26 protein-coding genes are annotated in these 22,863 nt (G+C 42.8%); 11 read left to right on the plus strand and 15 right to left on the minus strand.

Translation table 11 applies throughout. The features are described from left to right. The first annotated feature begins 9 nt into the window (after positions 1-9). On the plus strand, positions 10-183 hold the full coding sequence (locus HLI_RS21510) for a hypothetical protein (protein ID WP_164908495.1): 174 nt from the start codon (positions 10-12) through the stop codon (positions 181-183). Between the two features lie 274 nt (positions 184-457). Here the strand turns inward: HLI_RS21510 and HLI_RS05325 are convergent, their stop codons facing one another. Next, positions 458-739 (minus strand): metal-sensitive transcriptional regulator, encoded by a 282-nt coding sequence (locus tag HLI_RS05325; RefSeq protein ID WP_128523702.1) that lies wholly within the window; start codon positions 737-739, stop codon positions 458-460. 112 nt (positions 740-851) lie between these two features. On the opposite strand from HLI_RS05325, the gene HLI_RS05330 reads away from it, so the two are divergent. Both HLI_RS05330 and HLI_RS05335 read left to right on the plus strand, forming a co-directional pair. Continuing rightward, positions 852-1,748, plus strand: a complete 897-nt coding sequence (locus HLI_RS05330; protein ID WP_128523704.1) for a PucR family transcriptional regulator — start codon at positions 852-854, stop codon at positions 1,746-1,748. 130 nt (positions 1,749-1,878) lie between these two features. Next, positions 1,879-2,976, plus strand: coding sequence for an ABC transporter ATP-binding protein (locus HLI_RS05335; protein ID WP_128523705.1), 1,098 nt, complete (start codon positions 1,879-1,881; stop codon positions 2,974-2,976). Between the two features lie 495 nt (positions 2,977-3,471). On the opposite strand, the gene HLI_RS05340 is transcribed toward HLI_RS05335, so the two are convergent. The 3 genes from HLI_RS05340 to fumC form a co-directional block, all read right to left on the minus strand. Then, complete coding sequence (locus HLI_RS05340) at positions 3,472-3,705, minus strand: hypothetical protein (RefSeq protein ID WP_128523707.1); 234 nt, start codon at positions 3,703-3,705, stop codon at positions 3,472-3,474. A gap of 64 nt (positions 3,706-3,769) precedes the next feature. After that, a complete protein-coding gene (locus HLI_RS05345; protein ID WP_128523709.1) occupies positions 3,770-3,979 on the minus strand; it encodes an alpha/beta-type small acid-soluble spore protein in 210 nt (69 codons plus the stop codon). 126 nt (positions 3,980-4,105) lie between these two features. Further along, positions 4,106-5,497 carry a class II fumarate hydratase gene (fumC, locus tag HLI_RS05350; RefSeq protein ID WP_128523711.1) on the minus strand — a complete coding sequence of 464 codons (1,392 nt, stop codon included), beginning with the start codon at positions 5,495-5,497 and terminating at the stop codon, positions 4,106-4,108. A 287-nt stretch (positions 5,498-5,784) separates the two neighbouring features. Between fumC and HLI_RS05355 the strand changes: the two genes are divergently transcribed. Beyond that, positions 5,785-6,699, plus strand: coding sequence for a zinc dependent phospholipase C family protein (locus HLI_RS05355; protein ID WP_128523712.1), 915 nt, complete (start codon positions 5,785-5,787; stop codon positions 6,697-6,699). A gap of 373 nt (positions 6,700-7,072) precedes the next feature. Here the strand turns inward: HLI_RS05355 and HLI_RS05360 are convergent, their stop codons facing one another. Further along, the gene (locus tag HLI_RS05360; RefSeq protein WP_128523714.1) at positions 7,073-8,368 is read right to left on the minus strand and encodes an MFS transporter; all 1,296 of its coding nucleotides are present in this window, start codon (positions 8,366-8,368) and stop codon (positions 7,073-7,075) included. A 101-nt stretch (positions 8,369-8,469) separates the two neighbouring features. Here HLI_RS05360 and HLI_RS05365 point away from each other — a divergent pair, with 101 nt between their 5' ends. Next, positions 8,470-9,090, plus strand: coding sequence for an NAD(P)-dependent oxidoreductase (locus tag HLI_RS05365; protein WP_128523715.1), 621 nt, complete (start codon positions 8,470-8,472; stop codon positions 9,088-9,090). A gap of 45 nt (positions 9,091-9,135) precedes the next feature. Here HLI_RS05365 and HLI_RS05370 read toward each other — a convergent pair whose 3' ends face one another. The 3 genes from HLI_RS05370 to wrbA all read right to left on the minus strand — a co-directional run bounded on the left by HLI_RS05370 (position 9,136) and on the right by wrbA (position 11,678). Beyond that, positions 9,136-9,963 carry a M15 family metallopeptidase gene (locus HLI_RS05370; protein ID WP_128523717.1) on the minus strand — a complete coding sequence of 276 codons (828 nt, stop codon included), beginning with the start codon at positions 9,961-9,963 and terminating at the stop codon, positions 9,136-9,138. A gap of 289 nt (positions 9,964-10,252) precedes the next feature. Then, positions 10,253-10,489, minus strand: coding sequence for an IDEAL domain-containing protein (locus tag HLI_RS05375; protein ID WP_128523719.1), 237 nt, complete (start codon positions 10,487-10,489; stop codon positions 10,253-10,255). A 583-nt stretch (positions 10,490-11,072) separates the two neighbouring features. After that, positions 11,073-11,678 carry an NAD(P)H:quinone oxidoreductase gene (gene wrbA / locus HLI_RS05380; RefSeq protein WP_128523721.1) on the minus strand — a complete coding sequence of 202 codons (606 nt, stop codon included), beginning with the start codon at positions 11,676-11,678 and terminating at the stop codon, positions 11,073-11,075. A 354-nt stretch (positions 11,679-12,032) separates the two neighbouring features. Between wrbA and HLI_RS05385 the strand changes: the two genes are divergently transcribed. Next, positions 12,033-12,902, plus strand: coding sequence for a cation diffusion facilitator family transporter (locus HLI_RS05385; protein WP_128523723.1), 870 nt, complete (start codon positions 12,033-12,035; stop codon positions 12,900-12,902). A gap of 276 nt (positions 12,903-13,178) precedes the next feature. Here the strand turns inward: HLI_RS05385 and HLI_RS05390 are convergent, their stop codons facing one another. The 4 genes from HLI_RS05390 to HLI_RS05405 all read right to left on the minus strand — a co-directional run bounded on the left by HLI_RS05390 (position 13,179) and on the right by HLI_RS05405 (position 15,374). Beyond that, positions 13,179-13,712: a GNAT family N-acetyltransferase gene (locus tag HLI_RS05390; RefSeq protein WP_128523725.1), complete on the minus strand. Its 534-nt coding sequence runs from the start codon at positions 13,710-13,712 to the stop codon at positions 13,179-13,181. Between the two features lie 84 nt (positions 13,713-13,796). Then, positions 13,797-14,282: a hypothetical protein gene (locus tag HLI_RS05395; RefSeq protein ID WP_128523727.1), complete on the minus strand. Its 486-nt coding sequence runs from the start codon at positions 14,280-14,282 to the stop codon at positions 13,797-13,799. A 61-nt stretch (positions 14,283-14,343) separates the two neighbouring features. Further along, complete coding sequence (locus HLI_RS05400) at positions 14,344-14,637, minus strand: AzlD domain-containing protein (RefSeq protein ID WP_128523729.1); 294 nt, start codon at positions 14,635-14,637, stop codon at positions 14,344-14,346. Then, complete coding sequence (locus HLI_RS05405) at positions 14,634-15,374, minus strand: AzlC family ABC transporter permease (protein WP_128523731.1); 741 nt, start codon at positions 15,372-15,374, stop codon at positions 14,634-14,636. Before HLI_RS05405 ends, HLI_RS05400 begins: the two co-directional genes overlap by 4 nt. A gap of 480 nt (positions 15,375-15,854) precedes the next feature. On the opposite strand from HLI_RS05405, the gene nhaC reads away from it, so the two are divergent. Both nhaC and HLI_RS05415 read left to right on the plus strand, forming a co-directional pair. After that, positions 15,855-17,264, plus strand: a complete 1,410-nt coding sequence (gene nhaC / locus HLI_RS05410) for a Na+/H+ antiporter NhaC (RefSeq protein WP_128523733.1) — start codon at positions 15,855-15,857, stop codon at positions 17,262-17,264. Positions 17,265-17,485: 221 nt separating this feature from the next. Further along, on the plus strand, positions 17,486-18,319 hold the full coding sequence (locus tag HLI_RS05415; RefSeq protein WP_128523735.1) for an MBL fold metallo-hydrolase: 834 nt from the start codon (positions 17,486-17,488) through the stop codon (positions 18,317-18,319). An 11-nt stretch (positions 18,320-18,330) separates the two neighbouring features. Here HLI_RS05415 and HLI_RS05420 read toward each other — a convergent pair whose 3' ends face one another. Then, positions 18,331-19,116 (minus strand): cobalamin-binding protein, encoded by a 786-nt coding sequence (locus HLI_RS05420; RefSeq protein ID WP_128523736.1) that lies wholly within the window; start codon positions 19,114-19,116, stop codon positions 18,331-18,333. 95 nt (positions 19,117-19,211) lie between these two features. Here HLI_RS05420 and HLI_RS05425 point away from each other — a divergent pair, with 95 nt between their 5' ends. From HLI_RS05425 to HLI_RS05435, 3 genes are all read left to right on the plus strand, one after another. Beyond that, positions 19,212-20,039, plus strand: coding sequence for an alpha/beta fold hydrolase (locus HLI_RS05425; protein ID WP_128523738.1), 828 nt, complete (start codon positions 19,212-19,214; stop codon positions 20,037-20,039). Between the two features lie 20 nt (positions 20,040-20,059). Further along, positions 20,060-20,911, plus strand: coding sequence for a hypothetical protein (locus HLI_RS05430; RefSeq protein WP_128523740.1), 852 nt, complete (start codon positions 20,060-20,062; stop codon positions 20,909-20,911). Positions 20,912-21,107: 196 nt separating this feature from the next. Continuing rightward, a complete protein-coding gene (locus HLI_RS05435) occupies positions 21,108-21,305 on the plus strand; it encodes a cold-shock protein (RefSeq protein WP_089653196.1) in 198 nt (65 codons plus the stop codon). A 122-nt stretch (positions 21,306-21,427) separates the two neighbouring features. Here HLI_RS05435 and map read toward each other — a convergent pair whose 3' ends face one another. Both map and HLI_RS05445 read right to left on the minus strand, forming a co-directional pair. After that, on the minus strand, positions 21,428-22,183 hold the full coding sequence (map, locus tag HLI_RS05440; protein WP_128523742.1) for a type I methionyl aminopeptidase: 756 nt from the start codon (positions 22,181-22,183) through the stop codon (positions 21,428-21,430). 84 nt (positions 22,184-22,267) lie between these two features. After that, a complete protein-coding gene (locus HLI_RS05445) occupies positions 22,268-22,828 on the minus strand; it encodes a sugar O-acetyltransferase (RefSeq protein ID WP_128523743.1) in 561 nt (186 codons plus the stop codon). Between the last annotated feature and the right edge of the window lie 35 nt (positions 22,829-22,863).

The following is a 22,863-nucleotide window of genomic DNA, read 5'->3' on the forward strand; positions in this document are numbered from 1 at the left end:
GGTGAAGGCATGCCTAAAAAGAAGAAGCACCAGGCGCCGGAGGGAAAAGATAAGTTTGAGGTGGATGTCGATCGCATGATCAATGAAGGAATGGCTGGAGGAACTGTAAAACCGGTTTATGGAAGAGAGCAAATCGGGGAAGGCCATGAAATACCTGAAGAAGATAGTAACCGATACCAATAAAGCCATTGGCAGCTATTTAAAAAGCTGTCTCCGCATAGTCGATCAGACACTTGCAGAGACAGCTTTCATACTTTTCAATTTTATCATTTGATTGTTAATGGAAGGCATTCCCTCCACTATTTATCAGCTCTATTAAAAGGTGCCAGAACTCGGTTTAGGTGGATAGGGCTCTCCCCTCGAGGTCTTAAGTCCAAACCTTACGGGAAGAAGGTCGCTTCCCTGCACGTTTGTTCTTAAGCTTGTCGAGGCTTTCCGGGCGCATCCGCTTTTAATACTACCGGCTTTTGACAATCATTTGTACGGCTTCGTTGATCAATTCTTCAGCGGATTCGCCTTCTTCATGAGCGTCCCGGATACAACCTTCCAGATTTTTTGCTACGATATATCCAATGGCACGATCCATTGCTGAACGGGCTGCTGAAAGCTGAGTGATGACTTCTTTGCAATCTTTATCTTCATCCATCATCTTTAAAACGCCTCGGACTTGTCCTTCAATTCGTTTCAGGCGGTTTTTCGTTTCTGGTCCATAAATACTCTGATCTTTTACATGGTCCAATTTATTTACCCCTTTCACCTGTACGCACAAATTTCTATACATACACCGCTTTGCGGAATTTCTACATTGTACTACTATAATAGTAAATATCCTACCAAAAAGGAAGAGATTCATGACAGTCATAGACCAGCTAAAGCAAATGTACCCATCAATCATTACCAGGAAGCCTGAGGACCACAAAATATTTTCCGACTATGTATGGTTTGAGACTGATGAGATGGAGACTATCGGGATCAGGCATGAGGAATTGGATGCCCATTCTACCGAGCTGCTCTCCGTGTTTTTGACGCCCGTCTCTTTGGACCAGCCTGCGATGACTATCCGGGAAAAAAACTGGTCTTCGTTACTTCAGGAAGGTCAATGGAACGGTGAAATCGAATCTCCTGACTCTTATCGGTTCGTGTTGTTTTCCATTGAAGACTCATCGACAGATAAAGAAATTGTCCAAGAAGCATTCCAATCCCTTTTCCCTCAAGAAATGCCGATTTTATGGAAAACAGATCGAGATGGCTTCATTATAGAAGAGGTTTTCTCAGAGCAACAGGAAACGTTGTCATTTGAAGGAATTCCTGATGTATTAATGAGTGATTTTTATACGAAAATCCAGTTCTTTATCAGTGAGTTCTCCTCAGATGTGAAATATGCTCCTTTCATATTGGAATGGTCGGAAGATGGGGCGCGTCTCGCAAAAGAACGTCGCTTGGAATCCGTTGTCACGTATATTGATATCATGCCTTATATTTACCTTGATTCTCTTTCAGTGGATAAGTGGCAGCATATCAAGCGCTCTGTTTTTCAAGGGATCGAGCAGGAAACTGATTTACTGCAGACGATCCGGGTTTTCCTTGAATCTGGATCAAATACCACACTTGCCGCTAAGAAGCTGTATATGCACCGCAACAGCCTGCAATACCGGGTGGATAAGTTCATTGAGAAGACAGGTCTGGATGTGAAACAATTTGAAGGTGCAGTCATTACCTATCTCGCATTGTTGAATATGGATCACTGATCTTTCGACAAAGTGCACAAAGCCTCTAAGCTACTTTTGTGCACTTTGTCCATTTACCGGAATAGTGAACTTCGATACACTTAAACCAATCAAGAAAGCGATTTCAAAATTTACATAGGGGGCTATTTATATGGCAGAATTGAAACTGAATAACATTGAAAAGGTTTATGATAAAAATGTAAGAGCGGTTGATGATTTCAATTTGCATATCAACGATAAAGAATTCGTTGTGTTCGTTGGACCATCCGGGTGCGGTAAATCTACAACGTTACGGATGATTGCCGGTTTGGAGGAAATTACAGGCGGTGATTTTACCATCGATGAGAAACGTATGAACGATGTAGCACCAAAAGACCGTGACATCGCAATGGTATTCCAAAACTACGCCCTTTACCCTCACATGAACGTTTACGACAACATGGCATTTGGTTTGAAACTCCGGAAAATGAACAAAAGTGAAATTGAGAAACGTGTAAACAATGCGGCCCAAATTCTCGGTCTTGAAGCATTACTTGACCGTAAACCTAAAGCTCTGTCAGGCGGACAAAGACAACGTGTCGCACTTGGACGTGCTATCGTGCGTGATGCAAAAGTCTTCTTGATGGATGAGCCTTTATCCAACCTTGATGCCAAACTTCGTGTACAAATGCGTGCTGAAATTCAAAAATTGCACCAGCGTCTGCAAACAACGACGATTTACGTTACACACGACCAGACAGAAGCGATGACGATGGCTACACGTCTTGTCGTTATGAAAGATGGAATCATCCAACAGGTAGGAGCACCAAAAGAAGTGTATGATAAGCCGGAAAATGTTTTCGTCGGCGGTTTCATCGGCTCCCCTGCTATGAACTTCCTCAATGGCAAATTAGCGGATGGCCACGTCGAGCTAGGTGAGATCAAGCTTGCAGTCCCTGAAGGAAAAATGAAACCATTACGTGAACAAAACTATATCGGGAAAGATATCTTTCTAGGTGTAAGACCGGAAGATATGCATGATGAGCCGGTTTTCATTGATGCAAATCAAGATAAAAAAATCACAGCAGATATTGAAGTTGCGGAATTGATGGGCTCAGAGTCGTATCTATATTCCAAACTTAACGATCAAGAGTTCATTGCCCGGGTCGACTCACGTTCAGATGTAAAAGGGGGAGATCGCATTGAGTTGGCGATTGATATGAACAAAGTCCACTTCTTTGATAAAGAATCTGAGTTACGCATCCGATAATTGAACTCAAATGGTCGATCCAGATTAATTCAGAAAAACGCAGCCCCTCGAAGGAGACGACTGAAGAACTGTAACTTTCTTAGTTATACATCAAAGAAGAAGCCGAGTAGGACGATTTTATCGTTCAACTCGGCTTTTTTATTTCGAGGAAACATTCGGCCGGCTTCCTCTCCAGGTGCTTTAGCATTCGATTTATATCGGCGGTGAATATCGCCACCTGCCCTTGTACACGCAGAGTGATTTTTTTATAAATCACTCTTTTTAGATGGGCGACTGTTGCTTCCATGAGGAGCGTTCGGTGGTGACGCCTGCGGGAACAGCGCGAGCCGAAGATCCACTTGGTCAAGTGATCTTCTTGACCAAGTTAGCTGAGGCCGTGCCCGCGGGCAAGCATCCACCGACAAGCTATTCGTGAGAAGCAACAACAAACATTAACAGCTACTCTGGATTGAAAAAGGTTTTTCAGTAGCCTCCCTCGAGGCTGCGTTATTTTCATCATGTTTGGATGTCATTTAATCCACAGTCTTCACAAACGAATAAATGGACACATTGCTCTGCCACAGATGAATATGACTCTCCATCAACAAGATCTGTGTATTTCTGATCCAAATAGGGGCTGTAATCATCAAGAAAATCTGTTACACGTCCCTGGTCCATCATCGTTCCATTACATCTTGGGCAATGGCGCTCAGATTCAGCCCAGCCATTGCACAACCCGCATTCTTGCATAAAAAGCCACTTCTTTCAAAAAAATAAGGAGAAAGGGCGCACCCTTTCTCCTTCTTCACAATATTTATCGTTTTTGTTGTTGTCCACCGAACTGCTGTTCAGCCATTTGTACAAGACGCTTAGTGATTTCTCCACCTACAGAACCGTTAGCACGGGAAGTAGAATCAGCACCAAGTGCTACGCCGAATTCTTGAGCGATTTCGTATTTCATTTGGTCTAGAGCTTGTTGTACACCAGGTACAACCAACTCGTTTGAACTGTTGTTGTTAGCCATTGTGTCTCACCTCCTGTCCTGTGTAATTGTAGTATGGGTCGGACCTTTAATTTTTATGTCAAAAAAATTAGTGGAAATTAATGGAGATTTTTCATGAGACAATTAATTTGGCTAACAACAATAAAATTATTTCGCGTTCGGCTTCGTCATTGCTTTAGGATCAACGTATTCTTCGAACTGTTCTTCTGTCAAAACACCAAGTTCAACAGCGGTTTCCTTTAAGGTCTGGTCTCTTTCAAATGCGGTTTTCGCGATTTTTGCTGCATTTTCATATCCAATATGTGGATTAAGTGCTGTCACAAGCATCAGGGAATCACGCAAATATTTTTCAATTTGCTCGTGGTTCGGCTCAAGTCCGCTTACACAACGCTCATCAAAGGAAACGATACTGTCCGCAAGTAGTTGAGCAGATTGTAAGAAATTATAAGCGATGACAGGTTTGAATACATTCAATTCAAAATTCCCCTGACTTGCTGCGAAACCAATGGTCGCATCATTCCCCATGACTTGTGCAGCTACCATGGTTACAGCTTCACTTTGAGTAGGGTTGACCTTACCTGGCATAATAGAGCTTCCCGGCTCATTGGCTGGAATCGTTATTTCACCAATGCCACAACGAGGACCGCTCGCAAGCCAGCGGACATCGTTTGCAATTTTCATTACATCCGCAGCAAGTGCTTTCAATGCTCCATGTGTATGGACAAGTTCATCATGAGAGGTAAGTGCATGAAATTTATTCGGGGCAGAAACGAAGCCTTTACCTGTAGCTTCATTAATTTGAGCCACTACATGCTCTGAAAAGTCTTCGTGTGCATTCAGCCCCGTCCCAACAGCGGTACCGCCAATGGCCAGCTCTTTTACATATTCCGTACTTTCAATCAACATTTTTTCTGTTTTTTCCAACATACGGTGCCAGCCACTGATTTCCTGACCTAGTGTCAAAGGAGTTGCATCCTGCAAGTGGGTTCGGCCGATTTTGACGATCTCATTAAACGCTTCCATTTTTTCTTTCAAAGTCAGTTTGAACTGAATCAAAGCTGGCAAGACGACATCTTCAATCTTTCTTACAGATGCTATATGCATGGCCGTCGGATACGTATCATTGGAGCTTTGCGATTTATTGACATCATCATTTGGATGGAGACGTGTTTCTTTACCTTGCTCTGTCAACCACTGATTTCCAACATAAGCAATAACTTCGTTTACGTTCATGTTGGATTGGGTACCACTCCCTGTCTGCCAAACGACGAGAGGAAAATGGTCTTCCAATTCACCAGCAAGAATTTGGTCAGCAGCAAATGCGATGGCTTCCGCTTTTTCTTCTTCCAATAAACCTAAAGCAGCGTTCGCTTTGGCTGCACTCTTTTTCAAAATGGCGAATCCTTCCACTACTTCTCGCGGCATTTTCTCATCACCGATCGGGAAGTTTTGTTTACTCCTTTGTGTCTGAGCACCCCAATATTTTTCACTTGGAACTTTGATTTCACCAATAGTATCTTTTTCAATACGGTAATCCATAGAAATCCTCCCTTTATCAGTTCATTGTTTCCTCATTCATTGTATCAAGAATCTTTTGAACAATCATTAACAGCCCTTTTAATTTTGACAAATTCCCTTCCATTTTCCCGATTCTGATTATTTACATTATTCTGATATTTATGTATAATAAGTCTATCAAGCAACTTGTACATATCATCTGACATTGCTTGATCTCTCATTTGGGTATAAGTGGTAAAAAAAGAGCCTTTTAATGGGCTCTTTTTTTCGCTGTCATTTATTCAACTAAAAATACGGAGGTAATCGGTATGCCGAATATTTGGACACATATCATTTTCGTCGACACACTTTGTCACGATCTCGGGCACAAAGCTTTGTTGGACACTTCTTATGCATCCCTTCATATGGGAGCCCAAGGTCCTGATCCGTTTTTTTATCATAATTTTCTACCCTTTCTTCCAGATCAAAAAGTCGCTGAAGTAGGAATGCAGTTGCACACAGAAAATTGCGGACCCTTTTTACTGGATATGATCAAGATCGGGAGTCAATCAAAGCATCATTTACAAGCCTATATTTTAGGTTTCGTCAGTCACCATATCCTCGACCGGCATACACACCCTTACATCCATTATCATGCCGGCTATGAGGGAAATAAGCACCAAAAACTCGAGGTGATCATTGATACATTGATGCTTCAACGTGAACGTAATAGGAAATCATGGCATACCCCTGTCCATAAAGAAATCAGAATCAAAAAAAACACCACAGCGATTGCCGACATGATGTATACATTAATTGATACTCATTATCCAGGCACTGTGGAAGCGTATTCCCCTTCCTTTGTCACACGATCTTTGCAGCATATACAAGCCGCACAACGGGTTTTGTATGACCCTTGGAAATGGAAAAATAAATACTTCGGTCCGCTCGTATCCTCCTTCTCCCATCAACCGATCAGTCAGCCGAAAGATTATTTGAATGAAAATCGTACAGACTGGAATCACCCGGCTACTAACAAAGTTCGCGATGAATCTTTTTTGGACCTTTATAAAAAGGCGCTCGACGAAGGAGAAAGGCTTTTCAAACATATTTTCAACTATTGGGAGACCCTCGAGGCAGCACATTGGTATAAGATTCAAGAAATCATCGACAATGTTTCTTATGACACAGGAGAAACTTTGGATAAAAAATTGACCAACAAGTACAGCCGCCCAATCATTTGATTTAAAAAAATTCTTTTATGCTTTAGTGTTTAAGCGAAAAAGCTTCATTCCATAGACGTTTCTATTATATTGGAGAAGGGGGGCGCGGCTATGGAGAATTAAAAGTTCCCCCCAGGCTGGGAAAACACTAACTGCCACTGGAAAAGACGAACATTAGGATAGAATGAATCAAATGGAGCGTAGGCAACATACGCAGACTCCTGCGGGAACAGCACGAGGTGAAGACCCCGGAAGAAAGCGGTCTTTGCTTTCTGAGGAGGCTGAGTCCGTGCCCGCGGAAAGCGAAGTATGTTGCCGGAGAGGCATAGGCATGAATGGATTCATAAGGGAAAATTCTTTTGTCCCAGCTTCAGCAACCAACTCTTTAAAACCCTTATGATCGGATGACCGGTTCATCGTTAGGATTCGTATGGGCTTTCGCTTGTTCTACACCCTTTTCAACGTCCAGCTTAAACAATAGGATGATTCCGATCACGAAAAATACAATGAGTGATAAAATCCCTAACCGGCTGGAGCCAGTCAATTGACCGACGAGTGCAAAGACAAAAGGTCCGAAAATAGCTGCAAATTTGGAAGAAATACCATAAAACCCAAAGAACTCTGCATGACGATCGCCAGGAACCATCCGTCCGAAAATCGAACGGCTTAATGACTGCGCCCCTCCTTGGACGAAGCCAACACAAATCGCTAAAATATAAAAATGCAATGCCGTTGTCATGAAATATCCTAAACCTATGATGGCTAAGTATATGAACAAGGAAATGAGCAAGGCCCGTTTAGCGGTGATCTTCCCTGCGAGCCACCCAAAAAAGAAAGTACAAGGAATCCCGACGAACTGAGTGATCAAAAGTGCTATGATCAATGAAGAACTATCTATGCCGATATCACGTCCATAAATGGTAGCCATTTTTATTATCGTAGAAATCCCATCATTGTATAGCCAAAAAGCTAACAAAAAAAGAAGTAAATGTTTGAAGTGTTTTAATTCTTTCCATGTCCGCCCAAGACGACTGAAGCCGATTTTTACATAGGACTGCGTTCTCCCAGGCTGGACTTTCTTTTCTTCTACGACATTTTTGATTAATGGAATGGAAAAGACAAACCACCATAGACCTACGGAAACAAAGGCCAATTGAGTACCGACTAAGCTATTCGGCAGTCCGAACCAGTTATATTTCATGATCATTAGTAAGTTGACAGCTAACAGAACCCCTCCGCCGATATACCCAAAGGCGAATCCAGTCGCTGAAACCCGGTCGATATTGTCTTCATCCGCTACTTCGGGTAAAAAAGCGTCATAAAACACATTCGCCCCTGAGAAACCAATCGTACCGATGATCAATAGAAGGGATGCGAATAGATAATCACCTTCACCAACGAAAGCTAGCAGTACACTCGCTACCATGCCCATGTATGCAAAGAACATCAGAAACTTCTTTTTCGCTGCAGAATAGTCACTGATCGCACCTAACACTGGTGCAAGTATGGCAACGATTAAAACAGCGATCGATTGGGAATATCCCCAGTAGCTGGCTGCTAACGATTCCTGTACACCTTTGGCAGCCACATCATAATAGAAGACAGGCAGCACGGCTGCCATGATCGTCGTAGCAAAGGCTGAATTACCAAAATCATAGAATAACCAACTCAATACTGGTTTCTTTTTCATTTATCTCCCCCCATTCACCCTTTGAAGTAAGCATATCAGAAGATGTTCAAACAATTCTCAAAACGGTCGATATTTTATAAAAAATTTACAGAGGTGATTTCATGAAACTAGCTGTATTCGGTGGTACGGGAAGAGTCGGATCGAGCGTTGTAAAGTTAGCTTTAAGCAAAAAAATGCAAGTGAAAGTACTCATCAGAGATCGGAAGAAAGCAGAAGAAATGATTCCTGAAGCTGAGCATGTGATCGGTGATGTCACTCGTGAGGAAGATATCAGTGCGACCCTCGAGAGCTGTGATATGGTTTTCAGCGGATTAAGTACAGACAAAACCGATACACTGTCAACGGCCTTCCCAAAGATCATCAGTGAAATGGAAAAACAGCAAATCAGCCGAATCGTCACAATAGGAACAGCCGGAATTTTGAATAGTCGATATGAGCAAGGGAAGTATCGGTTCGAGACAGATGAATCGAAAAGGAGGAAGACATTTGCAGCTAAGGAACACGTAAAGGTCTACCAGCTCCTGAGTGGCAGTCACTTGGATTGGACCATCGTCTGCCCCACCTATTTACCAGACGGTGACCAGCACACCAACCTCAGATATGAAATAGATTTATTACCAGAAGGCGGAAAAAAAATCACCGTGGAAGATACAGCCCAATTTGCATTTGAGGAACTTATTCATAAACGTTTCTTACACCATCGTGTCGGAATTTGTTATTAAAAGAAGCCATTTCTCTTGCAGAAGAGAAATGGCTTCAAGTTTTGTTTATTCATCTGATGGATAATACCCGAAAAATTCTTCTAACGTGACTTCTCGTTCATGCACATCTGTTGAGTATTCTTCCCCGACATAACGGAGGTGCCATGGCTCATACATGTACCCTGTCACTTCTTTCATCCCTTTAATATAGCGGATGATGAAACCATGCTCATGGGCGTGTTCAGCCAGCCACTCACCCTCTGCCGTATTCCCGAAGGATTGCTCTAGCTTAAAAGACATCTCAGCTGAAGTGACATCCATGGCCAAACCGGTTTGGTGCTCACTTGTCCCAGGCTTAGCAGAAAAAGTATTCGTCTCTTCTTCCCCATATATTTCTACATTACGCTCGTAAATTTCCTTCTGACGATCATAAGAGCGGTAACCAGAAGCGGCTACTAAATCCAATCCGTCCTCTTCAGCTGCTGCAAAAAGCTCTTCCAAGGCACGCGCTGCCTCTTCACGCATTTGTTTTTTTGGGTGATCTTCGTTGAAGTAAAAAGGTACATCAGGCACAGTTAAATCAGGTGGTACATATTCACCAGGTAATTTACGATTTTTATTGACGACAACCGTCATGCTCTCCGGCTTATCTACTTGTATCAATCCATCTTCTGTGACTTTTTCTTCTTTCTGTTCATTTGCGCCTTCTTCTCCAGTTTGTTCTTCAGTTCCAGTTTCTTGATCTGCTTCTGGACTTTCTTTTTCTTTCACTTCTTCATCGTCGACAGTAGATGAAGCTGGCACTTCTTCCTCCGGCTCTTCCGCAGAAAATGGCCCGGCAGAACAAGCAGCTAATGAAAAGCTTAATAATGTTAATAAAAGTGCTTTTTTCAATATAATTACCTACCTAAATCTATGTTGTTACCATCACTATAACATTTTCAGGAAGATGTTGTATATTGGTATATCAAATCAATATGCCGTTTTTCTTTCACTTGATTTTTTGACCTTTAAATATGTTGGTGAAAATCTGCTGAGCTAATGAACTTTCCTCATGAGCAAATCCCTCTCTACTCTCTTGCAGTGGCTGTAAAGCAACCTACTATGACAATAATGTCAATCACAGAGTGGTATTAATCACAATAAAAAGCCACTGCAGCGGCAGTGGCTCTATCATCTATTCCTATGAGTAGGATTGATACAGTTGACTTAAACGTTCAAATTCTTCACGATCACCGTTATCAATAGCCAGATTAACTTTCTCATCCAGACGTTCTTTATTAAATTGATAACTCAAGTGATCTAAAAGCAGACGTGAGGCTAGCTGGATTCCAAAGGACAATTCTCTCTTGGCCGTAATCTCTTTCCCTTTGTATTCGGGGTCGCGACGGATAACATAATCAATCTTTTGCTTTCTCATGAGAATACCCCCTTCATGCTTTTTTTCATTATGCAGGATTTAATAGAATTTCGCAACAAGTTTTCTGAATATTTAGTTATATGATTCCCGTTTTTAAGATTTTTAAACCTGCTAAGCCTTCTTATGTAGGGAAATAAAGCGGATTAATGAATGTGTAAATTTTAATAGTGAGTAAGCTTCCCTATTTTTAGTGATCAGTTTCGAGACTTTCGGATGTGGAGATGGTGGGTGGGAAAACGGATCGCTTTCCGTGGGCATGTGGTGAGCTTCCTCAGGCTTCGCCTTGCGGGATCTGACCAATCATGTTCATCCCACAGGAGTCTCACCGTTTTCCCACCCACCATACAACTGGAAGACGCTCAAAACTACCTTTGTTTGTAGGGAGCTTTTGCAAATAAGAAAGCAATCCTCATAGAGCTTAATTATGATGATTTATACATCCAATAAAGGGAAAATTCTCATAAATTCGAAACCGTGACTTCCAGATAACTGCCATTAGCATTAATATTACTCCCACACCCCACGATCTTCATTTTGAACGCAAAAAAAGCAGCTCCCTTAAACTAGGGAACTGCTTCTATTATTACTCTACAAATTTACTTGCAACATCAAGAGTACGTTTCACTTGGTGACGAACAGCACCTTCGACATCCTCTTGCATGTTACCTTCACCATCAACACTTACGCTTGTTCCATAAGGGTTACCTCCGGAAGCGAAAATCGCATCATCTGTATAGCCAGGTGCAGCAACGATCGCGCCCCAGTGGAACATCGTCGTATAGAAATTCAATAAAGTGGATTCTTGACCACCATGTGGGTTTTGTGCAGAAGTCATGGCACTTACTACTTTATTGACAAGCTTGCCCTGGAACCATAGCCCACCTGCTTGATCCATATACTGCTTCACTTGTGCGGGTACATTACCGAAACGAGTCGGGATACTGAAAAGAACAGCATCTGCCCAATCCAGGTCATCTACTTGCGCTTCTGTTACTACATCTTTAGTTGCTAAGTAGTGTTCTTTCCAGGCAGGGTTCTGTTCAATCGCTTCCATTGGAGCCAATTCAGGAACCCGGACTAATTTTACATCTGCTCCTTCTTGTTTGGCAGTTTCTTCTGCCCACTGAGCCATTTGATAGTTCGTACCTGTCGAACTGTAGTAAATAATCGCTAATTTCACATTTGCCATATTCATCTCTCCTTTTTCGTTCCTTTTCCACCTACGACTCCTCCATTATTGTTGCCAAAGGGTAGGTTTCGGATTCATAAATAGTATATACCCGTGAGAAATAACACTCAAACAAAAGATTCTCTAATTCGAGATATATGAGAAAACTTTTCTATTCAAAACATAATACTCAAGATTGATCCACTTTCATAATCTCGTCCTATCTTCATGAGGATTATCTTTTTTGAGCATGGGCAATTATGATTACCTGCACCAAGCTATATGAATAAGGAAAGCTTTTTTTCTCTAGACTTACTGAAAGCCTGTCTGATAAGCTTAGATTTGCTTTTATTTGATTTATTCGGGGGTACTTGGATGAGTGAATATTCAAATTTGAAAATGGGGGAACGCGGGGCCTGGGTCAGTATTATTGCCTATTTACTTCTTGCAACGGCTAAACTGATTATCGCCTCCTTCGGAAATTCAGAGGCACTGCGTGCAGATGGTCTTAACAATACTACCGACGTCATCGCCTCTGTGGCCGTTTTAGTGGGATTGAAAATATCGAGAAAACCACCGGATGAAGACCACCATTACGGACATTTCCGCGCTGAAACCATCGCTTCTTTAATCGCCGCTTTCATTATGATGACAGTTGGAATCGAGGTCATTATCGGAACGGTGCAAGATATTATCAACCAGCGTGCTGGAGAACCGGCCATGGTGACCGCATGGACTGCTTTAGTGGCTGCATTTGTCATGTATGCCGTCTACCGTTACAACTTGAATTTGTCAAAAAAAATCAACAGTAGTGCTATCTACGCCGCTGCTCAGGATAACCGTTCGGATGCCTTGGTGAGTATAGGGGCAAGCATTGGAATTTTCGGTGCTCAATTTGGTGTCTTCTGGCTGGATCCTTTAGCAGGATTGGTGGTAGGTTTGATAATTTGCAAGACAGCATGGGACATCTTTAAAACAGCAACACACAGTTTGACAGATGGATTCGATGAAGGAGAAATTGAACATATCCGGGAAACTATTGCTGCCCATCCTGGTGTATGGTCTGTGAAAGATGTCAAAGCGAGAATGCAAGGGAATCAGACACTTGTGGAAGCGACTATTCATGTCAATCCAGACATTACCATCCAACAAGGGCATGATATTACTGATGAAGTAGAAGAGCTTCTTGAAAAAGAACAGAACATCGGTTACGCCCACCTTCATATTGAACCCTATGAAAAATAAAAAAACCACAAAAAAACTGCACCTGCCAGAAGGATGCCACTGAAGAACTGCAACTTTTTGAGCTATAAAGCAAATAAAGAAGCCGAGTTGAGCGATATTATCGTGCAACTCGGCTTCTTTTATCATTTCGATGAAACATTTGGACGCTTACTCCCCCGTGTGCTTTAGTGGCAAGCATCCACAAATCAGCGATTCGTCAGAAGCAGAACAAAATTTAACAGCTCACTAGATTGAAAAGTTTTTTTCAATGGTTTCGCTGGAAGAGGCCTTTTTTAATCAGGAGAATTTATGTATCAGTTCCTTCAGTTCATTCCAACCATAGGCCGTTTCCTCATAGGTTCCTTGCCCGATAGTCACCTTTTCAGCTTCAATCGGATCTGCTCCATACTTGATATAAAACCTGCTGGAAGGATTATGGGTAAGCACCCAGACAAGTAGTGACTCATAACCCGCTTTTTCCATTCCTTCTGCAAACACCTTTAATAACTGCTTACCATACCCTTGACCTTGATATTCATCCAATAAATAAATCGCATAGATTTCTCCATCAAATCCATAGTTTTTCGTGCGCTCTTTTCCGCCAGAGACGAAACCGACGACTTCCTTCTCATCGTTTTCGATAACGAAAGCGATTTGACCATTCACAGGCGTCCGCAATACCGTTTCCCATAATGCAATCCGGTGTTCTACTGTCGTGTTGCTTAAGTCTCTTTCATCAATCAAATCTTTATAAGTGGATTTCCAGCTTTTCACATGAATTTCAGCGATGGTTTCTGCATCTTCAAAATGGGCAACTCTTACTTCAGGCATTTCCCTCTTCCCTTCCATCCTCTTTTTTTATATTGTAACAAAAAAAGACGATGCTCGTATGGCACCATCTTTTCACCCATTTGTTCATCTACATTGAAAACTGGAGATATGGCGTGTGTCAAACCCTGTGTATATCCACTGGCGTTGTCGCCGTTGCCAACGGTATCCTGCTACCGAAGTTCTGCCTATGAATGTCGGATAGAACCAGAATGAACGCCCATTTTCAAGACGAATCCATGTGTACCGGTACAAACATCCGAATAATGACCCTGGGTCCACGGCAAACAGTGTAGCATTTTGCGCTTGTGGTGGCGATGTTGGAGGTGGCGGCAATTGTCCGCCTGGTCCTCCTCCGGGTGGGGGTCCCTGTGGCGGTTGACCAGGTCCTCCTCCGAATGGCGGTCCTTGCGGCGGTTGGCCAGGACCTCCTCCGAATGGTGGTCCTTGCGGCGGTTGGCCAGGTCCTCCTCCGAATGGTGGTCCTTGCGGCGGTTGGCCAGGACCTCCCCCGAATGGCGGTCCTTGCCCAGGCCATATCTGCCCAAAAGGAAATCCTTGCTGTCGGTCCATAACGATCAATTCCTTTCTCGGAAGTATCCCTATACGATATGCACCACATAGGCAGGTGTGATTACAGCGTCAGAAGAAAAACAGAGCCGATGGCACAAAGGACGACGAAAATGATATGAATATTCAGCCAAGCCAAAAAAATCGTCACTAAACCAGCGATCACGCCTATTTGGGGGGCATCTGGTTTTACACTCATGATCCCCGGGAAGATCAAAGCTCCCAAAGCAGCATAAGGAATAGCATTCAACCACCGATCCACCCACTTAGGGAATGTAATGAAATCCACTATCAGTGCAGGAACCAAACGGGGGATCGCGGTAACAACAGCCATTCCGATGATCATCCAAATAATCATCCCTCAACCTCCTCTCCATCATCTAAGATCCAAATCCCGCTGAACCCTCCGACAACAGTTCCAATTACAATCGCCCAACCCTGGTTCATCCCCAAAGTCTGACATATAAAGTTAATCAACATTGCTAAAATGGCTATCAATGCAATGCGGACATTTCTTTTAACTGAAGGAATAAGCAAACCGATGAACATAGCATAAAGCGCAATTCCCATACTATCACTCAGCCGGGAAGGCATAATGTCACCGAGGACTCCACCTAGATAAGAGCCACCCACCCAAGAAATATAAGCAGTTAAAATCAATGAAGCATAGAACAATCCGCCATGTGTTTCTTTCGCTTCTTTCCGATAAAGTGCGGACATCGTGAATGTTTCGTCCGTCAAACCTAAAGTTAATGGTAATTTTGCACGAAGAGCGATGGTCTTTAAGCGATTGACAAAAGAAAGACTCATTACAAAGTGTCTGAAGTTGAGAACGAAGGTTGCAATAATGATCTCAATGATTCCTGTCCCTGTCGCAACCATCCCAACAGCTAGAAACTGGGCTGCTCCCGCAAATACAAGTACACTCATCAGCGTAAGTTCAAAATTGGTCATCCCAGTTTGACTGGCCAGTACCCCGTAAGTTAATGCAATCGGTAAATACCCGAGCATAATGGGTAACCCTGCAACTATTCCTCTTTGAATCATATGTAAACGACTTGATGAGGCAGAGCGTTCAATCGTTTCAGGTTCCATGCCCCAGTCCCCCTGCTTTTCAAATTTCCACCATTATACACGACCAGCATCTTCTTTTGAAGGTGGCTCGTTTAATTTTATGAATAATATAAAACGACCTCAAAGCACCCCTCCTTTTTATAACCCCTCAGGAATTTAATGGGTTTAAAAAACACCCTCCATCAAGCCTGAAAAGTATTGACAAGCGGTGTTGATTCTTTTATGATGTATTCACAATACTTCATTACTTAAAAGCGTTTAAGCGAAAAAGAATAAATCGTATCACGAATATCGCAGTAGATAGTCGAAAAGCAGCAATCAGAGACCAGGTGAATGGTGTAAACTTGGGCTGTTCGTTTATCGAATTACAGTATTCTTTGAAAGTGATACACCAAACAAGTGGGTAATATATTTACCAACAAGGGTGGTACCGCGGAGTCTGAGCTTCGTCCCTGTTTCAGGGCGGAGCTTTTTGTTATGGAGAAAAAAGGAGGAACAATTATGCTGCATTTACAACCAAAAAAATTGCCGACTATCTTGGAAGCAAGTCTACTATTGCTCACCACCATTGGAATCATCAGCTATTTTATCATCTCGATCCAAACCGTCCCCCACGTTCCTATTTTAATCGGGATCCTTGTGATGCTTATGTATGGTTTCATGAAAAAGATGTCTTTTAAAGATCTTCAATACGGGATGACACAGGGTGCCCAGACAGGCATGGGTGCCGTGCTGTTATTTTTCATCATCGGAATTTTGATTTCCAGCTGGATGGCCAGCGGTACGATTCCTGTATTGATAAACACAGGATTCCTGCTAGCTGGAGGACCTTGGTTCTTAGCAATCATTTTTGCTGTAACGGCAATCATCGGGATCGCTCTGGGCAGCTCTTTCACCACTGCCGCTACTGTCGGTGTCGCTTTTATCAGTGTTGCTCAATCCATGGATGTTTCCTTAGCTATGACTGCAGGTGCTATCGTTTCCGGTGCATTCTTCGGCGATAAAATGTCTCCATTATCCGATACGACCAATTTAGCTTCTACTGTAGTGAAAGTAGACCTTTTTGATCATATCAAGAATATGACATGGACGACGATTCCTGCCTTTATCATCGCTTTCGTCCTTTTTATCTTTCTATCTCCTGAGGGAAGTGCAAATGTAGAGCAGCTGAACAGCTTCCAGACAGGTTTAGCTGACGCAGGCTTGATGCACTGGAGTTCGTGGATTCCTTTAGCTGCATTAATTGCAATGACAATCACTAAACGACCGGCTTTTCTATCCTTAGCGACCAGCAGCATCATTGCTACTTTGATTGCAGGTTTCCGCGGTGTCTTGGAATGGGGTGCCCTTTGGGGTACATGGTTCGATGGTTTCCAAGCCGATACAGGTAATGAAGTCGTCAATGAACTACTCACACGCGGAGGGATGAATGGGATGCTTTTCACCGTTTCCCTGGTCATTTTAGCCCTGGCTCTTGGTGGGTTGTTCTTCGTCACGGGAGTCATTCCGTCTATCCTGTCACGGTTGCAAAAATCGTTGAGAACGGCTAGATCAGCGACATTATCGACGGCCTTCACCGCCATTGGCATCAATATCGCCATTGGTGAGCAATACCTTTCAATTCTGCTCACTGGTGAAGCCTATCAAGACGTGTATGAAAAAGCTGGATTAGCCAGGAAAAACCTATCACGGACACTTGAAGATGCAGGCACTGTCATTAATCCCCTTGTACCATGGAGCGTCTGTGGAGTATTTTTGGCAGATGTGCTCGGTGTACCCGTATTGGATTATTTGCCGTTCGCTTTCTTCTGCTTACTCAGTCCGCTTTTGACAATCCTCTTCGGGTTCACTGGAAAAACATTAACCCCAAAAGGATCTGAGAATATACAATCGCTTGAAAAAGCTAATTAAAATTCAAAGCGCCTCCGAAGACGGGGGCGCTTTTTGAATGGTTCCATTATTAATTGAATTCCCACACCAAAAATGTAAATTTTTTCTAAATAATGCGAATCCGATTACACTATCATTGAAATTCAGGGTACTGCTCATTATAAGTTCTCATCTATTGAATAATCCGGTTGAAACAAACCAAACTACCAAGAAACGGCTCATCGAGTAAAGAGGTGGAATGGATGGATCAATTCGAACACCATGAAGAAACAAATGAAAATTGGCATATGGCCCATGCTGAAGCAGAACAAGTTCTTGACGATGTTGCTTTTTACCGGACCTTGATCGCCAATGTGATTTTTCTTGGCAAAGAAGGCGCAGAGGATTGGGTGCTCGTAGATTGCGGGATTGGTCATTATAGCAAGAGAATTATGGAAGCAGCAGAAAAACGCTATGGAGGTCAGCCTCCTCAAGCCATCATTCTGACACATGGCCACTTTGATCATGTCGGTTCAGCGAAGAAATTAGCAGATCATTGGCGGGTTCCTATCTATATACATCCTATGGAAATGGACTATGTCACAGGTAAACGGGACTACCCCGTAGGAGATGCAACAGTAGGAGGAGGGCTCTTTGCTATTATGTCCCCTTTTTTCCCGACAGACCCTGTAGACTTAAGCAAGTATATTCACCCCATTCCTAATGATGGCAATCTCCCCTTCTTAAAAGAATGGCGGGTGATTCATACTCCAGGTCATACCCCTGGTCATATCTCCTTATTCCGGGACAAAGACCGTACATTGATTACAGGAGACGCTTTCATTACAGTCAAACAGGAATCAAGCTTGGCTGTTTTCATCCAACATCAACATGTTCACGGCCCACCGGCTTATTTCACACACAACTGGAATGAAGCAGAAAAATCTGTCCAGAAATTAGCAAAGCTGAATCCAGCAGTTGCGGTGACCGGCCATGGGTTACCAATGGAAGATGAATTATTAGCCAATCAATTAAATGACCTTGCAGCAAACTTCAAGGAATTAGCGGTACCCAAACATAAAAACAAGGAACACTAAAAAGGTAACCCTTATGAGGGGTTGCCTTTTTCGTTTCTGATAATCTCTTCGATTTTCCTCAATCCCACGAGAAGCCTCGGACTTGGACGACAGAAAAGGGATTCTTCCAACACATGAATACGGTCCTGCTTAACTGCGGTCAGTTCATCCCACCCCGGTCTCTTTCTTATTAGATCAGTATTCATCTTTTCTTCTTTCACTCCGACCCACACCATGCATATATGATCTGGATCTCGCCGCTTCACATCTTCCCAATCAGTCTGGAAACTTGCTGTATTTTCATCTCGAAAAATGTTGTAAGCACCTGCAAGCTCACTGATTTCTGTCAACCAGTTCAGCCCTCCTGGTGTAAATACAGGTTTCGGCCACCATTCCCAGTAAAGAGAAGGCTTATCTCCACTCTGCTCAGCTCTTGCTTTGAATTTTTCTATCTCCAAAATAAATGTATGCGCTTTCGAATTTGCTTCCGCTTCGATACCAATGGCTTTTCCCACCCTGCGAATATCTTCTGAAATCTCATAAATACTGTTTGGATTCAATATAATATAAGGCAGACCATATTCATCCAGACCTTCAATATTTTTCTCCATACCTGGAACAGACAAGGAAGCAAGAACTAAATCCGGTTGCAGTTCTGCTACTTTTTCTATATCAATAGATAAGTCAGGTCCAAGTTTAGGCAATCTCTCCACTTGGGGAGGGTAATCAGAATAATTGTCGACACCAACCAACAGATGTACGCGGTCAAGATAGGCGATAATTTCAGTATTACTAGGACAAATCGACACAATTCTCACATTCTCACCTCTTTTTTCAGAATCCTCTGATGTTTCATTTTCTTTCATTATAGCTTATATTTAAGTTATGGAAAAAGGAAGAAAGGGATGAGCCCATGACCACTACACTCCTTGATACGACGAGAGGGATAGTTGAATTTACATATAAAGGTGTTGGACCGGCACTATTGTTGTTGAAAGGCGGTCACTCCACCCGGAATACCGACCTGTCCCACAGCAGTCTCGTTTATGAAGGCTTTTCTTTATTGACGGTTTCCAGGCCTGGTTACGATTATACGGAACCATCCACTGGAAGAACACCTGAGGAATTCGCTGAGACCATTGTAGAAATACTTGATCATTTAAATATTGAAAGTGTGAGCGTGATCGCAATATCAGCTGCTGGCCCAACAGGAATCGCCTTAGCCTCCAGTCACCCTGAACGTGTGAATAAGCTCTTGATGGAAGCGGCATTGACCAGCCCCTGGAACAAAAAAACCAAACAAAAGGCGAAAATCCTCTTCGGTCCTGCCGAACGAATTGTTTGGGGCAGTTTAAGAACGTTGCTCAAGTTTTTCCCCGATCTTATTATGAAACAACTTCTTTCAGAAATGACGACAGAAGATGTGGACGCCTATCTAGAAAGGCTCTCACCTAATGACCGCCGCTTCATTTATGATATGTTATCTACCTCTCAATCAGGAAAAGGCTTCACGAATGACTTAGAACACACGGTTCCTGATATGAACCGTTTAGAAGTCCCTGTATTGGGGATGTATTCACAAAAAGATAGAAGTGTTCCCTACACCAATGCTTTGTTATTGAAATCCTCAGTTCCCGATTGTGAAATTTTCGAAGTGGATGCAGACAGTCATTTGATTTGGATTGGAAAAGATGCTCAGGAAGTATGGAAGAAACGGTTGGAATTTTTGAGTCAATCCTAAACCACTCGGAGGGGATCATCATGGATGTTGTAAAAAGCACACAGATGTTAGACAAGTTCTTGAAGTTTTATGATCAAGCTGCCCAAGTTCCGCCACACCAGCGATATCAGCTATGGGTGGAGCATTACGCCTTTCCATATACACCGCCAGGTTACCATCAGGATCAATTAGCCAAAGAAATGCTGGAGTACGCATGGGATCAGTACACTCACGTCTATGAAAAGATCCAATTCTTTGAAGTTGATTCTGTCGCATTGAGTGAACAAGTGGAATCAATTAAGCAGACGCTCCAGTGCACTGAACCGGTACACCTTACAGTCCTGTTTTTTGTCGGCACATTCGAAACAGATCCATTTATCGTTAAAGACGATCATCGATATACCCTTTGCTTCCCTGTCGAACTCGCATCAAGCAGAACAAGACTATGCCAGGAATTGACACGTGTTGTGCATTGCAGTCAATCAGGACTTGCACCCAGTCATACACGGACTCTCGGCCAACTGATTTTTCAAGAAGGACTTTCTCTACACACCACACAAGAGCTCCTCCAAAGTGATGGAGTGGCAGAACGTCCCTCTACCTGGCATAAAGAAAAGTGCAGCCGTGAACCGAACCGGGTCATGATCAACATACTCCCACATTTACACCGCACCGATTATGAAGCACTCTATTCTTTCACCAAAGGGACAGGAGCATCCGGTTATGAAAAAGAAGCCAATTATACAGGATGGTTAGTCGTCGGTCATCTTTTAGAACAAAGCAGCACGCTTTATGAATTAGCCAAAATTCATAAAGACGATGTCGATTCTCTTGTAGAAAAATCCCTCTTTTCACTCCTGAACCAAGCTTACCTGACACAGGCCCAAGAATGATCTTTTAAGTTGAACCATTTTTTTAACAAAAGACCTTTATTTCATTTGGACCATCTGTTATACTGAAGTTAATTATTCATTGTTCGATAAGATTCATGCAAGAGAAGATGTTTCAAAAGATGTCGTCTTGATGGAACTTGAAAGAGCAAGAATAGTAATACAATGTGGAATTTTTCCACGCAGGAGGTAATTGTACATGGTCGAAGGTACAGTAAAATGGTTTAACGCAGAAAAAGGTTTCGGATTTATTGAAGTAGAAGGTCAAGACGACGTCTTCGTACACTTCTCTGCTATTCAAGAAGAAGGATTCAAATCCCTTGAAGAAGGACAAGTTGTTTCTTTCGAAATTGAAGAAGGTCAGCGTGGACCACAAGCAGCTAACGTTCAAAAATAAGGACGTATAAAAAACTCCCCTCTCGCAGGGGAGTTTTTTTATGCCATAAAGTTTTTTGTATCACGTGAAGCACAATTTCCAAAGTAAAAAAACAGACCGGAATCCCCGGTCTGTTCTACTCTCTACTCTACATCCTGTTCTGTCAAAATGACCGGTCCCTCTTTTGTAACGGCTACTGTGTGCTCATATTGAGCGGACAATGTGCCATCAACTGTGCGAGCCGTCCAGTTATTTTCATCCATTTGACTGGCCCATCCGCCGATATTGATCATCGGCTCAATGGTAATGACCATCCCCTCTTTCAATCGGGCACCTTTTCCAGCTGCGCCAAAGTGAGGAATATAGGGATCTTCATGAATGGATTCACCGATTCCGTGTCCGGTGAAATCACGGACAACCGAATACCCCTCCCCTTCTGCATAAGCTTGGATGGCATGGCCGATATCACCGATTCGATTACCCGGTACTGCCTGCTCTATTCCTTTATACAACGATGTTTTGGTAACATCCATCAGTTTTTGGGTTTCCTCACTGACTTCACCGACCGCATGCGTCCATGCAGAGTCAGCCAGGAATCCATTCAAGTTTACAACCATGTCAATTGTAACAATGTCCCCCTCTTCAAGCTGCTCTTTTCGAGGGAAGCCATGGCAAATCTCATCATTAATCGAGGCGCATGTAGTGAATTCGTATCCCTGATACCCTTTTTGTTCCCCTGTCGCCCCACGCTCTGCCAGATATTTTTCAACAAAATTTTCGATTTCCATTGTTGTCACACCTGGTTTTATAAATGTACGAAGTTGTTTGTGTACACTTGCTAACAACTTCCCTGCTTCGTGCATCTTTTCAATTTCTCTTTGACTCTTACGTTTAATCATATGTTCAATCCTCTCTACTTTTTACATATGCAAGTATCCATTAGTATGATAACGAAAAAATGAAGAAACGACCACCCCGGAAGCTCATTCTATGTCTTTAATCCGTTTGGCAGGATTTCCACCGACAAACACATTGGCGGGCACGTCTTTCGTCACTACAGCTCCCGCACCAATAATGACGTTATCTCCGATTGTTACTCCTGGATTAACGACTGCATTCCCTCCAATCCAGACGTCATCTCCAACCGTAATCGGTTTTCCAGCTTCCAATCCACTTGCGCGCGTTTTCCTATCGATAGGGTGAGTGGCTGTATATAATTGGACATTTGGACCAATCAATACACGTTTTCCGATTGTAATTGGACAAACATCTAAAAATACACAGTTGAAATTAGCGAAGAACCCCTCCCCTACGTGGATATTGTATCCATAATCACAATAAAAAGGGGGCTCGAGACCCATTTCTCCTTCAATAGTTCCAAATAAATCTTCAATCAATTGTTTTCGGTAGTGATTCTCAGAATCCTTTGTCTGGTTCAGTGAATTTGTCAACTGCCTTGCACGAGATCTTTCAATTATCAACTCATCATCCCATGGTTCGTATAATTCTCCAGATAACATTTTTTCCTTTTCCGTCACACCCATCACCTCTACCTTATGTTAAGTTCTTCCTTTACTTT

The organism is Halobacillus litoralis (genome assembly GCF_004101865.1).
Taxonomy (GTDB): Bacteria; Bacillota; Bacilli; order Bacillales; family Halobacillaceae; genus Halobacillus; species Halobacillus litoralis_A.